Origin of the sequence: Azorhizobium oxalatiphilum (genome assembly GCF_014635325.1) — a bacterium.
GTDB lineage: Bacteria > Pseudomonadota > Alphaproteobacteria > Rhizobiales > Xanthobacteraceae > Azorhizobium > Azorhizobium oxalatiphilum.
In genome coordinates this window covers 955,058-974,180 of sequence record NZ_BMCT01000001.1, presented here as the reverse complement: position 1 = coordinate 974,180, position 19,123 = coordinate 955,058, and the positions used below count along the sequence as shown (strand labels likewise).

General features: G+C 68.1%; 17 protein-coding genes. 13 read left to right on the top strand and 4 right to left on the bottom strand.

Features of this window, described 5'->3' with window-relative positions; translation table 11 throughout:
- Positions 1-234 precede the first annotated feature (234 nt).
- Both IEW24_RS04375 and IEW24_RS04370 read right to left on the bottom strand, forming a co-directional pair.
- Entirely contained in the window at positions 235-981 is a 747-nt protein-coding gene (locus IEW24_RS04375) for a transaldolase (RefSeq protein ID WP_188575756.1), read from the bottom strand.
- 46 nt (positions 982-1,027) lie between these two features.
- A complete protein-coding gene (locus tag IEW24_RS04370) occupies positions 1,028-1,843 on the bottom strand; it encodes a chorismate mutase (RefSeq protein ID WP_188575754.1) in 816 nt (271 codons plus the stop codon).
- A gap of 164 nt (positions 1,844-2,007) precedes the next feature.
- Between IEW24_RS04370 and IEW24_RS04365 the strand changes: the two genes are divergently transcribed.
- Positions 2,008-2,358: a hypothetical protein gene (locus tag IEW24_RS04365; RefSeq protein WP_188575752.1), complete on the top strand. Its 351-nt coding sequence runs from the start codon at positions 2,008-2,010 to the stop codon at positions 2,356-2,358.
- A gap of 33 nt (positions 2,359-2,391) precedes the next feature.
- Here IEW24_RS04365 and pncB read toward each other — a convergent pair whose 3' ends face one another.
- Positions 2,392-3,684, bottom strand: a complete 1,293-nt coding sequence (gene pncB / locus IEW24_RS04360; RefSeq protein ID WP_188575750.1) for a nicotinate phosphoribosyltransferase — start codon at positions 3,682-3,684, stop codon at positions 2,392-2,394.
- Between the two features lie 162 nt (positions 3,685-3,846).
- Here pncB and IEW24_RS04355 point away from each other — a divergent pair, with 162 nt between their 5' ends.
- Both IEW24_RS04355 and IEW24_RS04350 read left to right on the top strand, forming a co-directional pair.
- The gene (locus tag IEW24_RS04355) at positions 3,847-4,119 is read left to right on the top strand and encodes a DUF2934 domain-containing protein (RefSeq protein WP_188575748.1); all 273 of its coding nucleotides are present in this window, start codon (positions 3,847-3,849) and stop codon (positions 4,117-4,119) included.
- A gap of 196 nt (positions 4,120-4,315) precedes the next feature.
- Entirely contained in the window at positions 4,316-5,803 is a 1,488-nt protein-coding gene (locus tag IEW24_RS04350; RefSeq protein WP_188575746.1) for a sensor domain-containing diguanylate cyclase, read from the top strand.
- Between the two features lie 21 nt (positions 5,804-5,824).
- Here the strand turns inward: IEW24_RS04350 and IEW24_RS04345 are convergent, their stop codons facing one another.
- Positions 5,825-6,760: a bestrophin family protein gene (locus IEW24_RS04345; protein ID WP_188575744.1), complete on the bottom strand. Its 936-nt coding sequence runs from the start codon at positions 6,758-6,760 to the stop codon at positions 5,825-5,827.
- 385 nt (positions 6,761-7,145) lie between these two features.
- Between IEW24_RS04345 and IEW24_RS04340 the strand changes: the two genes are divergently transcribed.
- From IEW24_RS04340 to cydB, 10 genes are all read left to right on the top strand, one after another.
- On the top strand, positions 7,146-7,655 hold the full coding sequence (locus IEW24_RS04340) for a Dps family protein (protein WP_188575742.1): 510 nt from the start codon (positions 7,146-7,148) through the stop codon (positions 7,653-7,655).
- 95 nt (positions 7,656-7,750) lie between these two features.
- On the top strand, positions 7,751-8,287 hold the full coding sequence (locus IEW24_RS04335) for a redoxin domain-containing protein (RefSeq protein WP_188575739.1): 537 nt from the start codon (positions 7,751-7,753) through the stop codon (positions 8,285-8,287).
- Positions 8,284-8,823, top strand: coding sequence for a DsbA family protein (locus IEW24_RS04330; RefSeq protein ID WP_188575737.1), 540 nt, complete (start codon positions 8,284-8,286; stop codon positions 8,821-8,823). Before IEW24_RS04335 ends, IEW24_RS04330 begins: the two co-directional genes overlap by 4 nt.
- A 217-nt stretch (positions 8,824-9,040) precedes the next feature.
- A complete protein-coding gene (locus tag IEW24_RS04325) occupies positions 9,041-10,252 on the top strand; it encodes an MFS transporter (RefSeq protein ID WP_188575735.1) in 1,212 nt (403 codons plus the stop codon).
- Between the two features lie 55 nt (positions 10,253-10,307).
- Entirely contained in the window at positions 10,308-11,489 is a 1,182-nt protein-coding gene (locus IEW24_RS04320; RefSeq protein ID WP_188575733.1) for an HlyD family secretion protein, read from the top strand.
- 21 nt (positions 11,490-11,510) lie between these two features.
- Positions 11,511-13,100 carry an MFS transporter gene (locus IEW24_RS04315; RefSeq protein ID WP_188575732.1) on the top strand — a complete coding sequence of 530 codons (1,590 nt, stop codon included), beginning with the start codon at positions 11,511-11,513 and terminating at the stop codon, positions 13,098-13,100.
- Positions 13,101-13,538: 438 nt separating this feature from the next.
- On the top strand, positions 13,539-14,258 hold the full coding sequence (locus IEW24_RS04310) for a helix-turn-helix domain-containing protein (protein ID WP_188575730.1): 720 nt from the start codon (positions 13,539-13,541) through the stop codon (positions 14,256-14,258).
- Between the two features lie 35 nt (positions 14,259-14,293).
- A complete protein-coding gene (locus tag IEW24_RS04305) occupies positions 14,294-16,606 on the top strand; it encodes an FdhF/YdeP family oxidoreductase (protein ID WP_188575728.1) in 2,313 nt (770 codons plus the stop codon).
- 1 nt (position 16,607) lies between these two features.
- Entirely contained in the window at positions 16,608-17,999 is a 1,392-nt protein-coding gene (locus tag IEW24_RS04300; RefSeq protein ID WP_188575727.1) for a cytochrome ubiquinol oxidase subunit I, read from the top strand.
- Positions 18,000-18,014: 15 nt separating this feature from the next.
- Positions 18,015-19,058 carry a cytochrome d ubiquinol oxidase subunit II gene (gene cydB / locus IEW24_RS04295; RefSeq protein WP_188575725.1) on the top strand — a complete coding sequence of 348 codons (1,044 nt, stop codon included), beginning with the start codon at positions 18,015-18,017 and terminating at the stop codon, positions 19,056-19,058.
- Positions 19,059-19,123: the final 65 nt, after the last annotated feature.

Below are 19,123 nucleotides of genomic sequence, written 5' to 3'. Positions count from 1 at the left end.
GAATCCGGGCCAAAACTGCACGCGAATGATCAAAGTTGGGCAGAGTGTAACACCGCAGCCCGTGTGTGCAATCCGGCAAGGGGCCAGCCGGGCGTCACAAAAGCGAAGAGCGGACGTATGGTTACGCCCGCTCCCGGTCTTCAGGTCATGTCCGCCTCTGACACGTCAACAGATGCTGTCTTTCGGCCTGGATCGCGGAGCCATCAAAGGCCGACAGCCTCCGGGCACACGGTATCAGGCAGCGTCGCGGCCGTTCAGGTCCAGGGTCAGGCCGGCGGCCAGCGCATCGGTTCGGAACGCCTTCACCGCATCCAGCGACAGCTCGTCGGCGGTCTTGGAGCCCAGCGCCGGCAGCTTCTTCAGCACGTCGGCGGGGGCGGTGATGATGTGGACGCCCATGCGGTCGGCCTCGATCACGTTCCACACCTCGCGGGTGGAGGCCCAGATCACCTCGACGTTCGGCGTGGCGCGCGACAGCTTCACAGCCTTTTCGACGGCCGGAACATAGTCGATGCCGAGATCGGCGAGACGGCCGGCGAACACCGAGATGATGGACGGCGCACCGCCGGCGAGCGCTGCAACGCCCTCTTCCACCTGCCGCTCGGAGAAGACGGCGGTCAGGTTCACCTTCACGCCGTCGTTCACCAGCTCCCGCACCAGCGGCAGCAGGCTCTCGTTCTTCGTGGTGGTGATGGGCAGCTTCACATGGACATGCTCGCCCCAGGTGGCGATCACGCGGGCTTGGGCGCGGATTTCCGGCAGATCGTCGGAGAAGACCTCGAACGAGATATGGCGATCGGGAACGGCGGCGACGAGATCACGGGCATAGGCTTCGTAATCGGTGACGCCGGCCTTGCGCAGCAGCGAGGGATTGGTGGTGAAGCCGGCGATATGAGGCTGTTTCGCCATCTCGACGATCTGGGCCTTGTCGGCGCCATCGGTGAACAGCTTCACGTTCAAATCGGCCAAAGACAAAGACATTCCACTTTCCTCCAGGCAACTGCCGGTTTGTCTGTTCTGATGCAGCCTACTTCCGCGCGCTCGCCTTGTCCTCAGCCGAGGGCGTCGGCGCGATGGGCTTGGCATAGATGCCTATGGGCTCCGCCGACGACGGAAGTGCGACGCCCTTGGCGAATGCCCATAGCCGGCGCCCGCTGTCGGACGCCAGCAGCACCGCGCCGGCCGGCTCCACGTCGGGCGGCAGGCGGGCGACCGTGACGTCGTCGCCGGACGGGTCGATGTCCTGCCGCGCGAGGATGAGCGCCGCCGGCCGCTCCCTGTCGGCCCGCACGAGGGGGGCGGAGGCGAGCACCTGCACGCCTTCCGGCATGCGCTGCCACCACGTGCCGTCGAGACTCATCACCGCCACGTCGGCCCGGTGCTCGGCGAGCGCCGAAAGCGCCGCTTCCGCGGTGGGCAGCGCGAGACGCGGCGGCTGGGTGCCGAAATAGTCCTGTGCCAGCAAGGCGGTGGCGCCATTGGCCGAATCGACCACGGCGACCGTGAACTCCGGTCTCTGCTGCAGGATGGAGCCGGCGATGATGGCGGTCCACACGCGGGTCAGCGTCTCGCGGGTCTGCAGGCCCTGCGCGGAGACCAGCTTGCGCAGCAGCGCCGCCTGCCGGCCGGGGCGGAACACCGGGGCCTTTGTGCCGGACTTGGAGCGCCCCACCTCATCGACGATGGCCGCACGCTCGTTCAGCAGGCGCAGCAGGTTCTGGTCCACACGGTCGATCTCGCCGCGCAGCACCTCCAGCGAGCGGGGCGGCGCCTTGTCCGCCCATGCGGGCACGCCCGTCAGGCTGGCGAGAAGCAACGCCGCCGGCAGGGTCCGCAACTTCATAGGTCTTCTCCGCTCAGGGGGATGGCCACACCGTGCCACCTCCAGATTAAGGCATCGTTCACCACGGGCGGGAAACGCTGGGGTTTCCGCAGCACCGGCAAGAATGGGGAAAGTGGACCACGCCCATCTTCGGACGCAACAAAGTCCTGTGACGAGGCGGAATCATGTCGCATATCTTCGAGCGGATGGCCCGCGCGGCCCATCTCGCCGCCCAGGAACGCTATCCCCTGCTGGAGCCCTGGGACAAGCTCTCGCCCGAACGCCGCGCCTACCAGCGCCATTGTGCCGCCTATGCGCTGGGCGCGCTGACGCGCGACGACCTGACCGCCTTGATGGCGGACGGATCGTCCGGTGCCGTGTTGCCGCCGCAGCCCTCCGAGTGGGTGCTGGCGGAATTGCAGGAAGCCGCCCTCAATGACGATGGGTCGCGCCGGCAGGCGCTGCGCCGCTACCGCTCGCTGGTGGCCACCGCCACCGCGCCGCGCGACGATCGCAGCCGCGATATGGGCACCTGAATACGAAAAGGCCGCTCCAACCATGGACCGTCCTCAGACCAGCACGCGCCGTTCGGCCTGCGCGCCGACCTCGAACACCCGGCGATAGCGCTCCAGTTGGTCCGGCGGCCCCATGGCCTTGGTGGGATTGTCGGACAGCTTCACGGTCGGACGGCCGTTGGCGGAAATGACCTTGCAGACGATGGAGATGGGGTCGAGCACCCCGTCCGGGGCCAGCCCCCGGAAATCGTTGGTCAGCAGCGTGCCCCAGCCGAAGCCGAGCCGCGCCCGCCCCCGGAAGCGCGTGTTGATGCGGGCCACCTCGTCGGCATCGAGGCCATCCGAGAAGATGATCAGCTTCTGCGTGGGATCCTGCCCGCGCGACTGCCACCAGGCGATCGCTTCCTCGCCGCCCTCGATATTGTCCTTGCTGTCGATGCGCATGCCGGTCCAGCCCGCCACCCAGTCGGGGGCGTGGGCGAGGAAGCCGGTGGTGCCGTAGGTGTCGGGCAGGATGATGCGCAGGTTGCCGTCATAATCCTGCTGCCAGTCCTCCAGCACCTGATAGGGCGCCTGTGCCAGCGCCGCGTCGCTGTCGGCGAGCGCGGCATAGACCATGGGCAGTTCGTGGGCGTTCGTGCCGGTGGCCTCCACCTCGCGCTGCATGGCGATGAGGCAGTTGGAGGTGCCGAGGAAGGTGGCCCCCAACCCCTCGCGCAGCGCCTGCACGCACCAGTCCTGCCACAGGAAGCCGTGGCGGCGCCGGGTGCCGAAATCGGCCAGATTCACCGGGCCGAGGCTCTTGATGAACTCGATCTTCTCCCACACCCGCGTCATGGCGCGGGCATAGAGGATCTGCAGCTCGAACTTGCCGAGATCCTTCAGCACGGCGCGCGAGCGCAGCTCGTTGATGATGGCGAGGGCCGGCACCTCCCACATGGTGGTTTCCAGCCACGGGCCCTCGAAGGTCAGTTCGTATTGCCCGTCCCGCTTTTCGAGATGGTAGGCGGGAAAGCGGAAGTTCTCGAGCCAGGCCACATAGTCCGGCGAGAACATCTGCCGCTTGCCGTAGAACATGTTGCCGCGCAGCCAGGTGGATTCACCCCGCGACAGGCTGAGCGTGCGCACATGGTCCAGCTGCTCGCGCAGCGCCCCCTCGTCCACGATGTCCGCGACCCGCACCCGGCTGGTGCGGTTGTGGATGCCGAAGGTGACGTTCACGTCGCGGTGGCGACGGAAGATCATCTGGCCCATCAGCAGCTTGTAGAAATCCGTATCGAGCACCGAGCGGACGATCGGGTCGATCTTCCAGGTGTGATTGTAGACGCGGGTGGCGATCTCGGTCATGGCGTCCCTTCTGGCGTCCCTCGGATACGCTTGAGCCTCCTATAGCATTCCCCGGCCGGGTGGAAAGCTTGGCCGCAGACACCGGCCGCCGGCTGTGGAACCCCCGCCCCCTGCACTCGTTTCCCCTGAAGCCATTCCCGCAGCAGCCGAGGAGACACGCGCATGTCGCGGATCGAAGACCGCGTCCGGGATCGGGCGCATCAGCTCTGGGAAGAGGAAGGCCGGCCCGAAGGGCGCGGCGACCTGCACTGGGCCATGGCCGAGCGGCTCGTGGCGCTGGAGGAAAGCGACCGCCTCACCCGCGAACCCTGCCCGCAGGCAGAGGGAACGGAGACGCCGCGCGCGCAGGAGCTCGCGCAGCAGGAGCAGGTTCAGGATGGCTTGGGTGCCGACTCCAGCACTAGATACCTTCAAAATGGCATAGATCGGCCGTAAAATACCTCCACAAACAGGCCGGCGGGCGCTATGGCTTTGCCCAAACGGCAAGCCACGGGGGAGGCTGGGCCTTCGCGGGCACTGCCGCGCTTTCATCCTGATTGCTCACGACCATTCGGGGCAGCCATCAGGACAGCGCGCGGCGGGGCGAGCGGGTCATCAGGCGGGCGCCACATGTGATTGCGCTGGAACCCGGATGTCGAAGCATACGCCGCACCACCCGTCCGTCACCGACCCGATCGCCGCGCTCTGGACGCGGCGCCTGCGGGCGTTTCAGGAACTGGTCAGCCGCCCCTCCACCACCCTGCAGCAGGTGTTCGCGGACTTCCTCGCCATGGCGGCGACGCAGTTCGAGCTGGAGAAGGGTCTCATCCTGCAGGCGGACGGCAACCACTTCACCATCCTCGCCATGGTCGGCATCGACTGCACCGTGCCGGTGAAGATCGGCGACACGCTCGATCTCGGCTCCACCTTCGCCTACACGGTCGCCTCCACCGGGCGCAGCATCGCCTCCCACCATGTGAGCCGCGATCCCCTGCTGCGCGACCATCCCTTTGCCGGCGAGAAACGGCCGGAGGTCTATCTCGGCTCGCCCATCCTGTTCGGCACCCGCCTGTTCGGCGTCATCGCCATGGCCGGCGCGACCCCGCGCCCGGAGCCGTTCAACGCCGCCGAGATCGCCCTGCTGGACCTCATGGGGCAGACGCTGGGCGGCATCATCGAGCGCGACCGGCTGGACCGGGAGCGCGAAGCGGCCGAGCGGCGGCATCGCGAGACGACCGCCTTGCTCTCCACCGCCTTCGACACGGCGGCCATCGGCATGGCCCTCGTGAACGCGAACGGGCGCTTCCTGCAAGCCAATGCCGCACTCTGCCGCCTGCTGGGTTACGAGGAGCGCGAACTCCAGGCCCTCCATTTCCAGACCGTGACCTACCGGGAGGATCTCGACGCCGATCTGGAACTGCTGCGCGCGCTGACCGACGGCGAGATCCCCGAATACCGGCTGGAGAAGCGCTATCTCCACAAGGACGGCCACGTCATCTGGGCCGAGCTCAACGTGGCTCTGGTGCGCGAGCCGGACGGTACGCCGCGCTGCTACGTCGCGCAGGTCCAGGGCATCGACGCCCAGAAGGCGCTCATCGCCAAGCTGGAAGAGCAGCAGGCGGAATTGCAGGCCGCCAACGACAAGCTCACCCGCCTCGCCACCATCGACCCGCTCACCGAGGTGCTGAACCGCCGCGCCCTGCGCCAGAAGATCGACGAACTGCACACGGCGGCGTTCGAGAACGGCACCGGGCTCGGCGTGCTCATGGTCGATGTGGACCGCTTCAAGGCCTATAACGACCGCTATGGCCACATGGAGGGCGACCACGCCTTGCGCACCATCGCCCGCGCCATCGTGGCCGCCGGCCGTGAAGGGGATGTGGTCGGCCGCTTCGGCGGCGAGGAATTCCTGGTGGTGCTGCCGGCGGTGGATGCGGATGGCACCGGTGCGGCGGCCGAGCGCATCCGCGCCGCCATCGCCGCCAGCACCGATTTCCGCGAGCCCACTACGGTGAGCGTGGGCGCGCATGTGCTGTGCCCCGCGCAGACCGGCGAGGGCATGGACGAGGCCATCGCCCGCGCCGACGTGGCGCTCTACGAGGCCAAGCGCACCGGCCGCAACCGCGTCACGCTGGCCTGAGGCGGGGCACCGCCTCCCGGCTCACATCAGCACATAGTCCACCGGCTGCGGAAGCGGCGGCAGGTCGGTCTCGCCCAGCGCCTCGCGCAGATTGATGGTGATGGTCTCGGCGATGGCGCCGATGGGCAAATCGTTCGGTGACTCCCCGAACGGCTCCTCCAGCTCGTCCCCTAGCGTATCCAGGCCGAAGAAGGTGTAGGCGACGATGCCCGACGCGATCGGCGCCAGCCAGCCGATCTGGTCGGCGAAGCCGAACGGCAGCATGAAGCAGAAGATGTGCGCCGTGCGGTGCAGGAGCAGGGAATAGGCGAAGGGCACCGGCGTGTTGCGGATGCGCTCGCAGGAGGCCAGAACGGCCCCCATATGCCCTACTGTGCCGTCGATCATCGAGAACTCGATGTCGCTGAGCAGGCCCTCGCGCCGGGCCTCCACCATCCGGCTGCCGATCAGACGCAGGATGAAGAAGGGCGGGTTGTTGCTGCGCGCATAGCCCTCCCGCGCCGCCTCCGGCAGGCGCTCCAGCACCTGCTCCACGCCGCCGCCGGGCCGCAGATGCAGCACCAGCGCGCGCACGAAGGCGATGGACAGCGTGACCACATCCACCCGCGCCTGCTCGCCCCGGCCCTCGCCCCGGCCATCCAGCAGCAGGGTCTGGCGGGCGAGTACGCGGCAGGCGATGACCAGCTCGCCCCACAGCTTGCGGGCCTCCCACCAGCGCTCGTAGCAGGCGCTGTTGCGGAAGCCGAGGAAGATGGACAGTGCGATGCCGATCAGGGAAAACGGCCCGCTGTTGACCGAGGGAACCCACTGCGGCGCATGGCGGTGGCCCAGCACGATGAGGCCGGACAGCGCCATCACCAGCAGGATCTGCGGATAGATGCGCGGCAGCATGGAGCCGCCGTTGCGGCTGACGACGAGGAACAGGGAAAGGACGCCGGGCTTCTCGCGGACGATCATGGGTATGGCTCGATGGGGCGGACGGCGGGGCGCTGCGCGAAGGGCGCCGCCCGGGCCGTCATCTGGCCCATGCCATACGCCCACGCGCCGCCGGCAGGCAAGACGCGACATTGTGCAGCGCAGCACAAAATTTCGCTTTCCCGGTGAACATCCCTGAAACGCCACTCATTACGCAGGGGAACCGATGCACCGGGTGATCCCCGCGTTCAGCTTCCTCACACCAAGGTATGCCACCGCGAACCCTGTGGCCGATTTCGGCAAGCCCCTCCCCCGCCTAGCTTTTGAGGGCAGGACACGACGGACGCAGCGCCACGGGACACACCGTTCCGGCGCGGATCGGCCGGGCCGTGTCGGACCAACGGGTTTCAGAAACGGATTTGCCATCATGACCACGGCTGTTCAGGCGCGCCAGATCGCGCCCCTCCGCACCCCCACGGACCTCGGCGCGGACGCCACCCGCGACATCGCCGCCGCCCTCAACCGCGTGCTGGCGGATGTGTTCGCGCTCTATCTGAAGACCAAGAACTTCCACTGGCACATGTCCGGCCCGCATTTCCGCGACTATCACCTGATGCTGGACGAGCAGGGCGACCAGATCTTCGCCATGACCGACGACATCGCCGAGCGCGCCCGCAAGATCGGCGGCACCACGCTGCGCTCCATCGGCCATATCCAGCGCCTCCAGCGCATCGCCGACAATGATGCTGAGTTCGTCACCGCGCAGGACATGCTGGCCGAGCTGGCTGAAGATAATCGCCTGCTCATCTCCGAGCTGCGCGCCGCCCACGCCGTCTGCGAGGAGCATAACGACGTGGCCACCACCAGCCTGATCGAAGTGTGGATCGACGAGGCCGAACGCCGCGCCTGGTTCCTTTACGAGGCCACCCGCCGCTGAGTCCCTCCAGCTGCCCGTGAGCCCCTGCCGGGCGGTGTTTCCTCCCCCGCACCGCCCGGCTCTTTTTTTCTGGAATGCCTGACAGGAGACCTGCGATGTCGAGCCTTCAGCCCAACCTGCCCGTCACGGAACCGGAGACCGCCCTCGCGGCCGGCGTGCGCGCGCCGGACTTCACCCTGCCGGCAACCCCGGACCAGCAGCTGTCGCTGTCCGATCTCTCCGGCCAGCCGGTGATCCTCGCCTTCTATCCCGCCGACTGGAGCCCGGTCTGCGGCGACCAGATGGCGCTCTACAACCAGATCCTGCCCGAGTTTCATCGCTATGGCGCGCAGCTCGTGGGCATCTCCACCGATGGCGTGTGGTGCCATGCCGCCTTCGCGCAGGATCGCAAGCTGCATTTCCCCCTGCTGGCGGACTTCCAGCCCAAGGGCGAGGTGGCCCGCCGCTACGGCGTCTATCGCGACCATGAGGGCACCTCGGCCCGCGCTTTGTTCGTCATCGACGGCACCGGCGTGATCCGCTGGAGCCACGTCTCGCCGGTGGGCCTCAACCCCGGCGCCGACGGCATCCTCGATGCGCTCGACGCCTTCGCCACCCCGCATGCCGAACCCGCTTCCGGAGCCCTGTCATGAGCCGCCTCACCCCCGCCGTCGGCCCGTCCGATCACGTTCAGGGGCCGGCCAATGCTCCGGTCACGCTGGTCGAATATGGCGATTATGAATGCCCCTATTGCGGCGAGACCTATCCGGTCCTGAAAGAGGTGCAGCGCCTGATGGGCGACAAGCTGCGCTTCGTGTTCCGCAACTTCCCGCTCAGCCAGATGCATCCCCATGCGGTGCGCGCGGCGGAACTCGCCGAGGCTGCGGCCGCCGCCGGCCGCTTCTGGGAAGCACATGACCTGCTGTACGAACATCAGGATGCGCTCGGCAATTTCAGCCTCATGGACTATGGCGCACGCCTCGGCCTCGACGCGGCGGCGCTCGAAGCCGCCTTCGCGGGCCGCTACGACGCCAAGATCGAGGCGGATTTCTCGGGCGGCGTACGCAGCGGCGTGAACGGAACGCCGAGCCTGTTCATCAACGGCCAGCGCTATGACGGCCCGCGTGATGTGGAAAGCCTCGTCACCGTGCTGGAAGCGGTCGCCAGCGCCGCGCACGCGGCCTCCTGACGGACGCCGCGCATCCCCTTGCGCGGGGGCACGGGCGCCGGAAATCCCCGCAGGTCCCGGCGCAGCGCCCCCGTCGCAGCGCCCGGGCATCCGTCCTCCTAAGCAGATGCCCGGGCGTCCCTTCCGCCCCTTTGCGGAGCACTCGATCACTACCGTCCGGCATCAGGCCGGGCGTTTCAAGCGCGGCCCCGTGGCGGACGGCGCGATGGAGGCAGACATGACCACGCAGCACATGACGTCCAGCCAGACCGGGATCGGGCGCGTCGGCACCTTCACTCTGGCCGCCGCCGCCGGCATCGCGGTCGCCAACATCTATTACAACCAGCCCATGCTGGCGGTGATCGAGCAGGATCTGCCCGGCCGCCTCACCGCCACGCTGCCGACCGCCACCCAGCTCGGTTATGCGCTCGGCCTGTTCCTGCTGGTGCCGCTGGGCGATCTGGTGGAGCGGCGGCGCCTCATCGTGGCGCAGTTCGTGGCGCTGGCCGCCGCCCTCGTGCTGGCGGCACTCGCGCCCAGCGCGGCGCTCATCGTGCTGGCCTCCTTTGCTGTCGGGCTCGCCTCCACGGTGGCGCAACAGATCGTGCCGCTGGCCGCCCATCTCGCCGCGCCCGAGCGGCGAGGCGCCACGGTCGGCATGGTGGTGGCCGGCGTGCTCACCGGCATCCTGCTCTCCCGCACGCTGTCCGGCTTCGTCGCCACGCACTGGGGCTGGCGCGAGATGTTCTGGCTGGCGGTGCCCATGGCGCTTGTGGCCGGCGGGGTGATGGCGCTGGTGCTGCCGCACAGCCCGCCGGAGGCCACCATGAGCTATGGCCGCCTGCTGCACTCCATCGTGGAACTGTGGGGCGAATTTCCCGAGCTGCGGCTCGCCGCGCTGACGCAGGCCCTGCTGTTCGCCGCCTTCACCGTGTTCTGGACCATCCTCGCCTTCCGCCTCGCCGAACCCCGCTTCGGGCTGGGGGCGGATGTGGCCGGGCTGTTCGGCCTCGTGGGCGCCGTGGGCATCCTCGCGGCACCGCTGGCCGGGCGCTTCGCGGACCGGCATGGCGCCAAGCAGGCGGTGATGCTGGGCGCTGCCGCCACGCTCGTCTCCTGGTTCGTGTTCGGCATCTGGGGCGCCCTGCCCGGCCTCGTGGTGGGCGTGGTGCTGCTGGATTTCGGCATGCAGACGGCGCTGGTCTCCAACCAGCACATCGTCTTCGCCCTGCGCCCCGCCGCCCGCGCCAGGCTCAACACCGTGCTCATGGGCGCCATGTTCCTCGGCGGCGCGGCGGGCTCGGCGCTCGCCACCCTCGCCTTCGCGCAGGATGGCTGGATGCTGGTGTGCACGCTGGGCATCGCCTTTGCCGCCATCGCCATGGCCCTCCAGCTCCATAGCCATGTGATGGGCCGCAGGCCCGGCACGATCCTCGTCCGCAAGCCGTGACATCCCTGAGCAGCCGCGAACCAAGGCCCCCTTTCGATCCGCGCCGGAGGTCCCCATGAGCATCGTGACCGAACTGCCCCCGCCGGCCGCGCTGGCGCCCCCTGCCCCCACCGCCCCCCCGGCGGTGTCGGGTGCGGCCAGCCTGCGCCGTCTGCTGCTGCCGGCCGCCGCCATCGTCACCGCGCTGGGCATGCTGGCCTTCACGGATGCGCGCTGGGACCAGTGGGTGGCCGCCCAGACCCAGCAATATACGGACGACGCCTATGTGCGCGCCGATGTCTCGACGCTGAGCGCCCGCGTGAGCGGCAATGTGCTGAAAATGCTGGTGAACGACTATCAGCAGGTGAAGGCCGGCCAGCCGCTGGTGGAGATCGACCCCGCCGATTACAAGGCCGCCGCCGACGCCGCCCAGGCCGCCGTCGCCGCTGCGCAGGCGGCCCTCGCCAATCTGAAGAACCAGCAGAATCTGCAACAGGCCGTCGTCTCGGAGGCCGAAGCACAGCTTGCCGCCGTGCAGGCCGCGCAGGTGCAGGCGAAGCAGGAATTCGACCGCCAGCAGGCACTGGTGAATGGCGGCATCGCCGGCACGGTGCAGAAGCTCCAGCAGGCCACCGCCGCGCAGGGCAAGGCGGATGCGGACGTGCGGCAGGCGGCCGCCGCCATCGAGGCGCAGAAGCGCCAGCTCGCCGTGCTCGCGGGACAGGAAGGCACCCTTGCCGCCAATGTGGAGGCGGCGCAGGCCAACCTTGAGACCGCCCGCCTGAAGCTCGGCTACACCACCGTCAACGCCCCCTTCGACGGGCAGGTGAGCACCCGCCTCGTGCAGGCGGCGGACTATGTGAACGTTGGCACCAGCCTCATTTCCGTGGTGCCCGTTCCCAACGTCTATGTGATGGCCAATTACAAGGAGACGCAGCTCACCCATGTGGTCCCCGGACAGGCGGTGGACATGACTGTGGATACGTTCCCCGGCGAGGTGCTGCACGGCCATGTGGCGCGCGTCGCCCCGGCCAGCGGCGCGGTGTTCGCACTGCTGCCGCCGGACAATGCCACGGGTAACTTCACCAAGGTGGTACAGCGCATCCCCGTGCGCATCGCGGTCGATCCCGGCCAGCCGCTGACCCAGCGCCTGCGCGCCGGCATGTCCGTGGAAACGCGCATCCATGTGGGCGAAGGCGACGACCGGAACATCTTCGGCCGGGTCGACACGCCCGCCGTCGCCACCACCGCCAACTGAGCGCCCGCGCAGGGGGGAGAGATGACCGAGCTTGCCGGCACCAAGCGTTCGTTCTGGTCCGCCTGCGCGATCCTGCCGCCGCAGCCGGTGTTCGCGGTGGCGGCGGTGCTGTTCGGCTCGTTTCTGGTGGGCTTCGACACCCGCCTGTTCTCCATCGCCTTGCCGGACCTGCGCGGCGCTTTCGGCCTTTCCTTCGATCAGGGCGCGTGGCTCTCCACCATCGCCACCGCACCGCAGATCCTCGTCGCACCCGCGGTGGCCTGGCTCGCCGCCACCTTCGGCGTGCGCCGGGTGCTGTTCTGGCCGAGCCTCGTCTATGCCTTCATCTCGCTCGCCATTCCGCATGTGAGCGACTTCCCGGCCCTGCTGGCGCTGCACGCGGTGCGCGGGCTGCTGCTGGGCGTGTTCATTCCCGCCACCATCATGATCATCCTGCGCAACCTGCCCATCAGCTGGTGGGTGCCGGCGCTTGCCATCTATGCCCTGCGCCTCGCGCTCTCCCAGAGCGCGGGGGTGGCGCTGGTGGGCTTCTACGAGGCGCATTTCGGCTGGCAGTGGGTCTATTGGCAGGACATCTTCCTCGCCCCCCTCATCGGCCTTCTGGTGACGCTGGGCACGCCCCGCGACAGCACCGACCGCGACATGCTGGCGCGTGCGGACTGGGGCGGCATGGTGCTGTTCGGCACCGCATGGGCGCTCATCTATACCGGGCTCGACCAGGGCAACCGGCTGGACTGGGCGCAATCCGGCCTCATCGTCAGCCTGCTCGGCACCGGCGTGGTACTGCTGGCGTGCTTCTCCCTCAACGAGATGCTGGTGCGCCATCCGTGGGCGAGCCATCGCGTTATCGCCTCGCGCAACCTTCTGCTCGCCTTCTGCGTCATCCTCTGCTTCACGGTGGCAAGCCTCTCCAACAGCTATCTGGTGCCCAATTTCCTCGTTGCGGTCATCGGCCTGCGGCCGGAGGAGACCGGCTGGCCCATCCTGCTGGGAACGGTGGGGCCGCAGATCCTCGTGGTGCCGCTGGCGGTGCTGATGATCCGCCGCTTCGACGCGCGCCTGACCATGCTCATCGGCTTTGCCGCCTTCGCCATCGCCGGGCGGATGGGCACGCACCTCACCCATGAGTGGTCGCCCTGGAGCTTCATGCCCGTGCTGCTGGTGCAAGCGGTGGGACAGGGCTTCACCTTCCTCGCCACGGTGGTCTACATCCTCTCGAACGCGGACCCGAAGCAGGCCACCGCCATGGCCGCCTATGTGCAGGTGCTGCGCCTCGGCGGAGCGGAGATCGGCCTCAGCCTGATGAGCACCTGGCTGCGCCATCGCGAGCAGCTGCATTCCTATCTGCTGGGCCTGCATGTCTCCGCCCATTCGGGCACGGTGATGCAGGCCCTCTCCGGCTTCGCGGCGCACTATGCGGGGCACAGCGATTCGACCGGCCTCGCCACCGCCCGCGGCATGGCGGGGCTTGCCGCCACCGTGGCGCGCGAGGCCAATGTGCTGGCCTATGTGGACGGCTTCCAGATCAGCTTCTGGGCGGCCATCGCCGGCATGCTGGTCGTGGCTTTTCTGGGCAAGGCCCCGCAGGGCCCCATCAGCCCGCGCTACTGAGAGCGGGCGAGAGCGTCGTTCACGCCCGATTGATGGTCTTTTGATCGACGGATTACCCCAAGGGCATCGTCATCCCCGGACTTGATCCCAAAGCCGGATGTTTCCGATGTCGGCCACGACGCGTGGAGAGGACATCGCCTTGACCGTCCGGTCATTCTCCATCGGCACATGTGAATCCGCCTGCACCTCCCCAATCAATCCAGCCAACCATACTCAAGTATGGCCCGCCCAAACCTAGAACCGCCACGCCTAGACCCACGTAGCGTTGTTCCGGCCGGCCCGCAGCTTATTCTGTTCATCATGGAGAGGCGGAATACTTTTCACCCTCTTCCTGAAACAGAACAGACCATCCAGTGCGGGTTCGCCCCCTTCCCGAAGTAACGGGCAAGTCTCCGCGCGCATGACATCGGCCCAATCTTTCCAATCGAGGAGCCAGCCATGTATCTCGACGTGATCCCCGCCTCGCCCGCCATCTCCCGTCCCGCCGGCCTGCCCTTCCCCGAGGCCGCGCCCGATGCCAATGGCACCCTGCGGGTGCGGCTCGACGCCATGGGGCTGGAGATCGCCATTCCGGCGCCCGGCATGGATGCGCCCGCCGCCTTCTCCAGCCGCGATGCCGCTGCGCAGGATCAGGTGATCCTGGATCTGAAGCAGGCGCTGAGCGTCGCCGAGCGCAACGAGAGCGGCTTCGGCGGCCTCTATGCCGATGCCCTGCGCCTTGCCATCGTCACCCGCGTGCTCGGCCTGCGCCAGTCGGCCGGCAACGCACCCGAGCTGGTCGCGCCGGAAGCCACCTCGCCCCGCGTGCGCACCATGTCCAGCCTGCCCAAGTGGCGCCTGAAGCGCGTGGTCGCCTATATGGACGAGAACCTCGCCGAGAGCGTGACGCTCGCCGGCATGGCCGCCGCCGCCGGCCTCAGCCGCATGCATTTCGCCGCCCAGTTCCGCATCGCCACCGGCCTGCGCCCGCATGAATTCCTGCTGCGCCGGCGCATCGAATGCGCGCAGAAGCTGATGTGCGAGACCCGCGACAGCCTGGTTCAGATCGCCCTCGACGCCGGCTTCCAGACGCAGGCGCACTTCACCACGGTGTTCCGCCGCTTCGTGGGCGAGACCCCGCACCGCTGGCGCTGCGCCAACGGCCTGCGCGCCGCCTGATCCGTCCTTCGACACAAGCGCCACAGGAGGCCCCGATGGGCATCGCAAAAACCATCCGCCCCTATCACAGCCCGGCGGGCGGATGGGGCGCCCTGAAAGCCATGGGCACGGCGCTGGCGGAGCAGGACATCGCCCTCTCCGGCATGGTCACGCTCTCCCGCATGAACCAGCCCGGCGGCTTCGATTGCCCCGGTTGCGGCTGGGCCGACCCGAAAAACCCCTCGCCGTTCGAATATTGCGAGAATGGCGGCAAGGCCGTGGCCTGGGAAGCGACCCAGAAGCGCTGCACGCCGGAGTTCTTCGCCACCCACACGGTGAGCGGACTCTCAACATGGGATGATTTCGATCTGGAAATGGTGGGCCGCCTCACCCACCCCATGCGCTATGACGCGGCCACCGACCATTATGTGCCGGTGAGCTGGGAGGAGGCGTTCGCCACCACGGCGCGGCATCTGAATGCCCTGCCCGACCCCAATATGGCGGAATTCTACACCTCCGGCCGCGCCTCCAACGAGGCCGCCTTTCTCTACCAGCTGTTCGCGCGCCTGCACGGCACCAACAATTTCCCCGACTGTTCCAACATGTGCCACGAGGCGACCAGCGTCGGCCTGCCGGTCTCCATCGGGGTCGGCAAGGGCACCGTGCTGCTGGAGGATTTCGACACCGCAGACGCCATCTTCATCTTCGGCCAGAACCCCGGCACCAACTCGCCGCGCATGATGACCAACCTGCGCGACGCCTCCCGGCGCGGGGCGGTGATCATGTCGTTCAATCCCTTCCGCGAGCGGGCGCTGGAGCGCTTTCAGGCGCCGCAGAACCCGGTGGAGATGGCAACCCTCACCTCCACGCCCATCTCTTCCCGCCTGTTTCAGGTGAAGGTGGGCGGCGATGTGGCCGTGCTCAAGGGCATGATGAAGGTGATGGTGGACGCCGACCGTACGGCGCGGCGCGAGGAACGCGCGCCGGTGCTGGACTGGGACTTCATCAACGGCCACACGCTGGGCATCGAGGCCCTGATCGCCGATCTGGACGCCACCACCTGGGACCACATCGAGCGCGTCTCCGGCCTCCCGCGCGCCGACATCGAGGCGGCGGCCACGGCCTATATGCAGGCCGAGCGCGCCATCCTCGTCTATGGCATGGGCATCACCCAGCACAAACACGGCACGCAGAATGTGCAGCAGATCGCCAACCTCGCTTTGCTGCGCGGAAACGTGGGCCGCGAGGGCGCGGGCATCTGCCCGGTGCGCGGCCATTCCAACGTGCAGGGCGACCGCACGGTGGGCATCACCGAAATCCCCACCGACGCCTTCCTCGACAGCCTGAAGGCCCGCTTCGGTTTCGAGCCGCCGCGCGCGCACGGCCATAGCGTCGTCACCGCGCTGGAAGCCATGGTGAAGGGCGAGGCCCGCGTCTTCATCGGCCTCGGCGGCAACTTCGCCTCCGCCATTCCCGACTGGGTGCAGACGCAGGACGCCATGCGCCGGCTGGACCTCACCGTGCACATCTCCACCAAGCTTAACCGCAGCCATCTGGTGCATGGCCGCGAGGCGCTGATCCTGCCCTGCCTCGGCCGCACCGAGCTGGATATGCAGGCGGGCGGCGTGCAGAGCGTGACGGTGGAGGATTCCATGTCCATGGTCCACGCCTCCACCGGCCATAACCCGCCCGCCTCCGCGCATCTGAAGAGCGAGCCCGCCATCATCGCCGGCATGGCGCGCGCCACGCTGGGCGCGCGCGGCGGCATCGACTGGGAGGCGCTCACCGCTGACTATGCGCTCATCCGCGAGGATATCGAGGCGGTGTTCCCCATCTTCCAGGGCTACAACACCCGCATCAAGACGCCCGGCGGCTTCCATCTCGCCTCCACCGCCCGCGAGCGTGTGTGGGCGACGGCGACGGGCAAGGCCAACCTGCTCGTCATCGAGGGCCTGTGCGAGGATCCCAGGCAGCGGGAGCCGGACACGCTCTGGCTGACCACGGTGCGCAGCCACGACCAGTACAACACCACGCTCTATTCCCGCTCCGACCGCTATCGCGGCGTCTATAACCAGCGCGACGTGCTGTTCCTGAATGAAGCCGAGATGGACAAGCGCGGCCTGAAGGCGGACGACCGGGTGGACATCATCGCCGTGTCCGACGACGGCATCGAGCGCGCGGTGCGCAGCTTCCGCGTGGTGCCCTACGCCTTCCCGGATGGCGGCTGCGCTGCCTATTACCCCGAGACCAATCCGCTCGTGCCGCTGGAAGCGCACGATCCGCAGAGCCACACGCCCGCCTCCAAGGGCGTGCCGGTGCGGCTTGTCCTCTCCAGCCGTGCAACTCCGGCCCAGCAGGGAGTGAAGTGACATGGACGCCGCAGACCTCTCCCGCCTGCAGTTCGCCCTCACCGTGGGCTACCATATCCTGTGGCCCACCTTCTCAATCGGTACATCCTGCTTCGTCACGCTCATGAGCGTGATGTTCTGGCGCACGGGCAACACCCTCTACCGCGATCTGATGCGCTTCTGGATGAAGCTGTTCGCGCTCGGTTTCGGCATGGGCGTCATCACCGGCATCGTGCTTTCCTATGAGATCGGCACCAACTGGTCGGGATTTGCCCGCGCCACCTCCAACGTCATCGGCCCCTTCCTGCTCTATGAGACGCTGACCGCCTTTTTCCTGGAGGCCGGCTTCATCGGCATCATGCTGTTCGGCGAGGGCAAGGTGAGCCGGGGCATGCATGCCTTCGCCAGCATCATGGTCTCGGTGGGCGCGCTCATCAGCACCACCTGGATCATCGCCGCCAACAGCTGGATGCAGACCCCGGCCGGCGCCGTGCGGGACGCCAGCGGCATCTTCCATGTGGTGGACTGGGGGGCGGCGTTCCTCACCTCCTCCTTCCCCTATCGCCTCGCGCACATGGTGTGCGCCAGCTTCCTCACCTGCGCCTTCATGATCGCCGGCGTCTCGGCCTTTCACCTGTGGCGCGGCACCCATGTGGCGGCCTCGCGAAAAGCCTTCTCCATGGCGCTGTGGCTGGCGCTTGTGCTGGCCCCGGCCCAGATCGCCATCGGCGACCTGCACGGCCGAAATACGCTTGTTGAGCAGCCCACCAAGCTCGCCGCCATGGAGGGCCTGTGGGACACCACCAAGGGCCCGGCCATGACCGTCATCGCCTGGCCGGACATGGCGCAGCAGCGCAATCTCTACGCCCTCGACATCCCCCACCTCGCCAGCCTGTACCTCACCCATTCGTGGGACGGCGAAGTGCAGGGCCTGAAAGCGGTGCCGCCCGCCGACCAGCCCAATGTGCCGGTGGTGTTCTTCGCCTTCCGCATCATGGCGGGCGTGGGCATGCTGCTGCTCGGCCTCGCGGTGATGGCGCTGGTGCTGCGGCTGCGTGGAAAACTCTATACGGCCCGCTGGTTCCAGTATGCCGCCATGGCCGCGACGCCGCTCGGCTTCGTGGCCGTGCTGGCCGGCTGGACGGTGACGGAGGCGGGCCGCCAGCCCTATCTCGTCTACGGTCTGCTGCGCACGACGGACGCCGTCTCTCCCGTAAGTGCCGGGGCGGTGACGGCGACACTGATCCTGTTCGCCCTCATCTACAATGTGCTGCTGCTCAGCTTCTTCTGGTTCGCCGGCCGCATCGCCATCAAGGGGCCGTCGGATACCGGAGAGCCGGATCTGGAACAGCCCGGCCTCGCGCGCACCAACACCACCGGGCGCGCCCCCGCCTATGCACGCACGACCAACTGAACACAGGAGAGCCCCATGCTCGCCCATCTTCTGGCGGCCGATGTGCCGCTCCTCTTCGCCGCCGCCGCCGTGTTCTGCGTCACCGTCTATGTGCTGGCCGACGGGCTGGATCTGGGCGTCGGCATCCTCTTCCTCGCCGCCCCGCGCGAGGCCGATCGCGACCTGATGATGGCCTCCATCGAGCCGGTGTGGGATGGCAACGAGACCTGGCTGGTGATGGGCGGCACGCTGCTGCTCGCCGCCTTCCCTGCCGGCTACACCATCCTGCTGCCGGCCTTCTATCTGCCGGTGGTGCTGATGCTGTTCGCCCTCATCTTCCGGGGCGTCGCCTTCGGCTTCCGATTGCAGGCGAGCCGCTTCCGCTTGGTGTGGGACATCGCGTTTGCCGCCGGCTCCCTGCTCGCCACCTTCTGCCAGGGGCTCATCCTCGGCGGTCTCATCGACGGCGTGCCGGTGGCCAACGGCGCCTTCGCGGGCGGGCCGTTCAGCTTCCTCAGCGTGCTCGGCGTGCTCTGCGGCATCGGCCTCATCGGCGGCTATGCGCTCATCGGCGCCGGCTGGCTGATCTGGAAGACGAGCGGCGCCACGCAGGTCTTCGCCCGCGAGATCGCCCATGCGGCGCTCATCCTCGTGGCTGTCATGATGGCGCTGGTGAGCGCATGGAGCGCGCTGACCGTGCCCGAGGTGGCCGCGCGCTGGTTCGCCTGGCCCAACATCGCCTTCCTCGCCCCGGTGCCGCTCGTCACGCTCGCGCTGGTCATCGCCACGTGGCGGGGCATCTGGGAGGGGGCGGAAGTGCGCACCCTCCTCAGCGCGCTCGGCCTGTTCGCCCTTGGCCTCATCGGGCTAGTGGTGAGCCTCTGGCCCTATGTGGTGCCGCGCGCCGTCACCGTGTGGGATGGCATTTCGGACCCGCAGTCCCTCGCCTTCGTGGCGGTGGGGATGGTGGTGGTATTGCCCATCGTGCTCGCCTATCAGGCTCACGCCTATTGGGTGTTCCGGGGCAAGACCACGCTGCATGAAGGCGCCTACGGGGAAGCCGGCTCCGGCCACGCATGAAGGCGCACCAACGGAAACTGGCCGGCGGCATGTCTGCCACCGGCCAGTCCCCCGGGCGTCTGCCG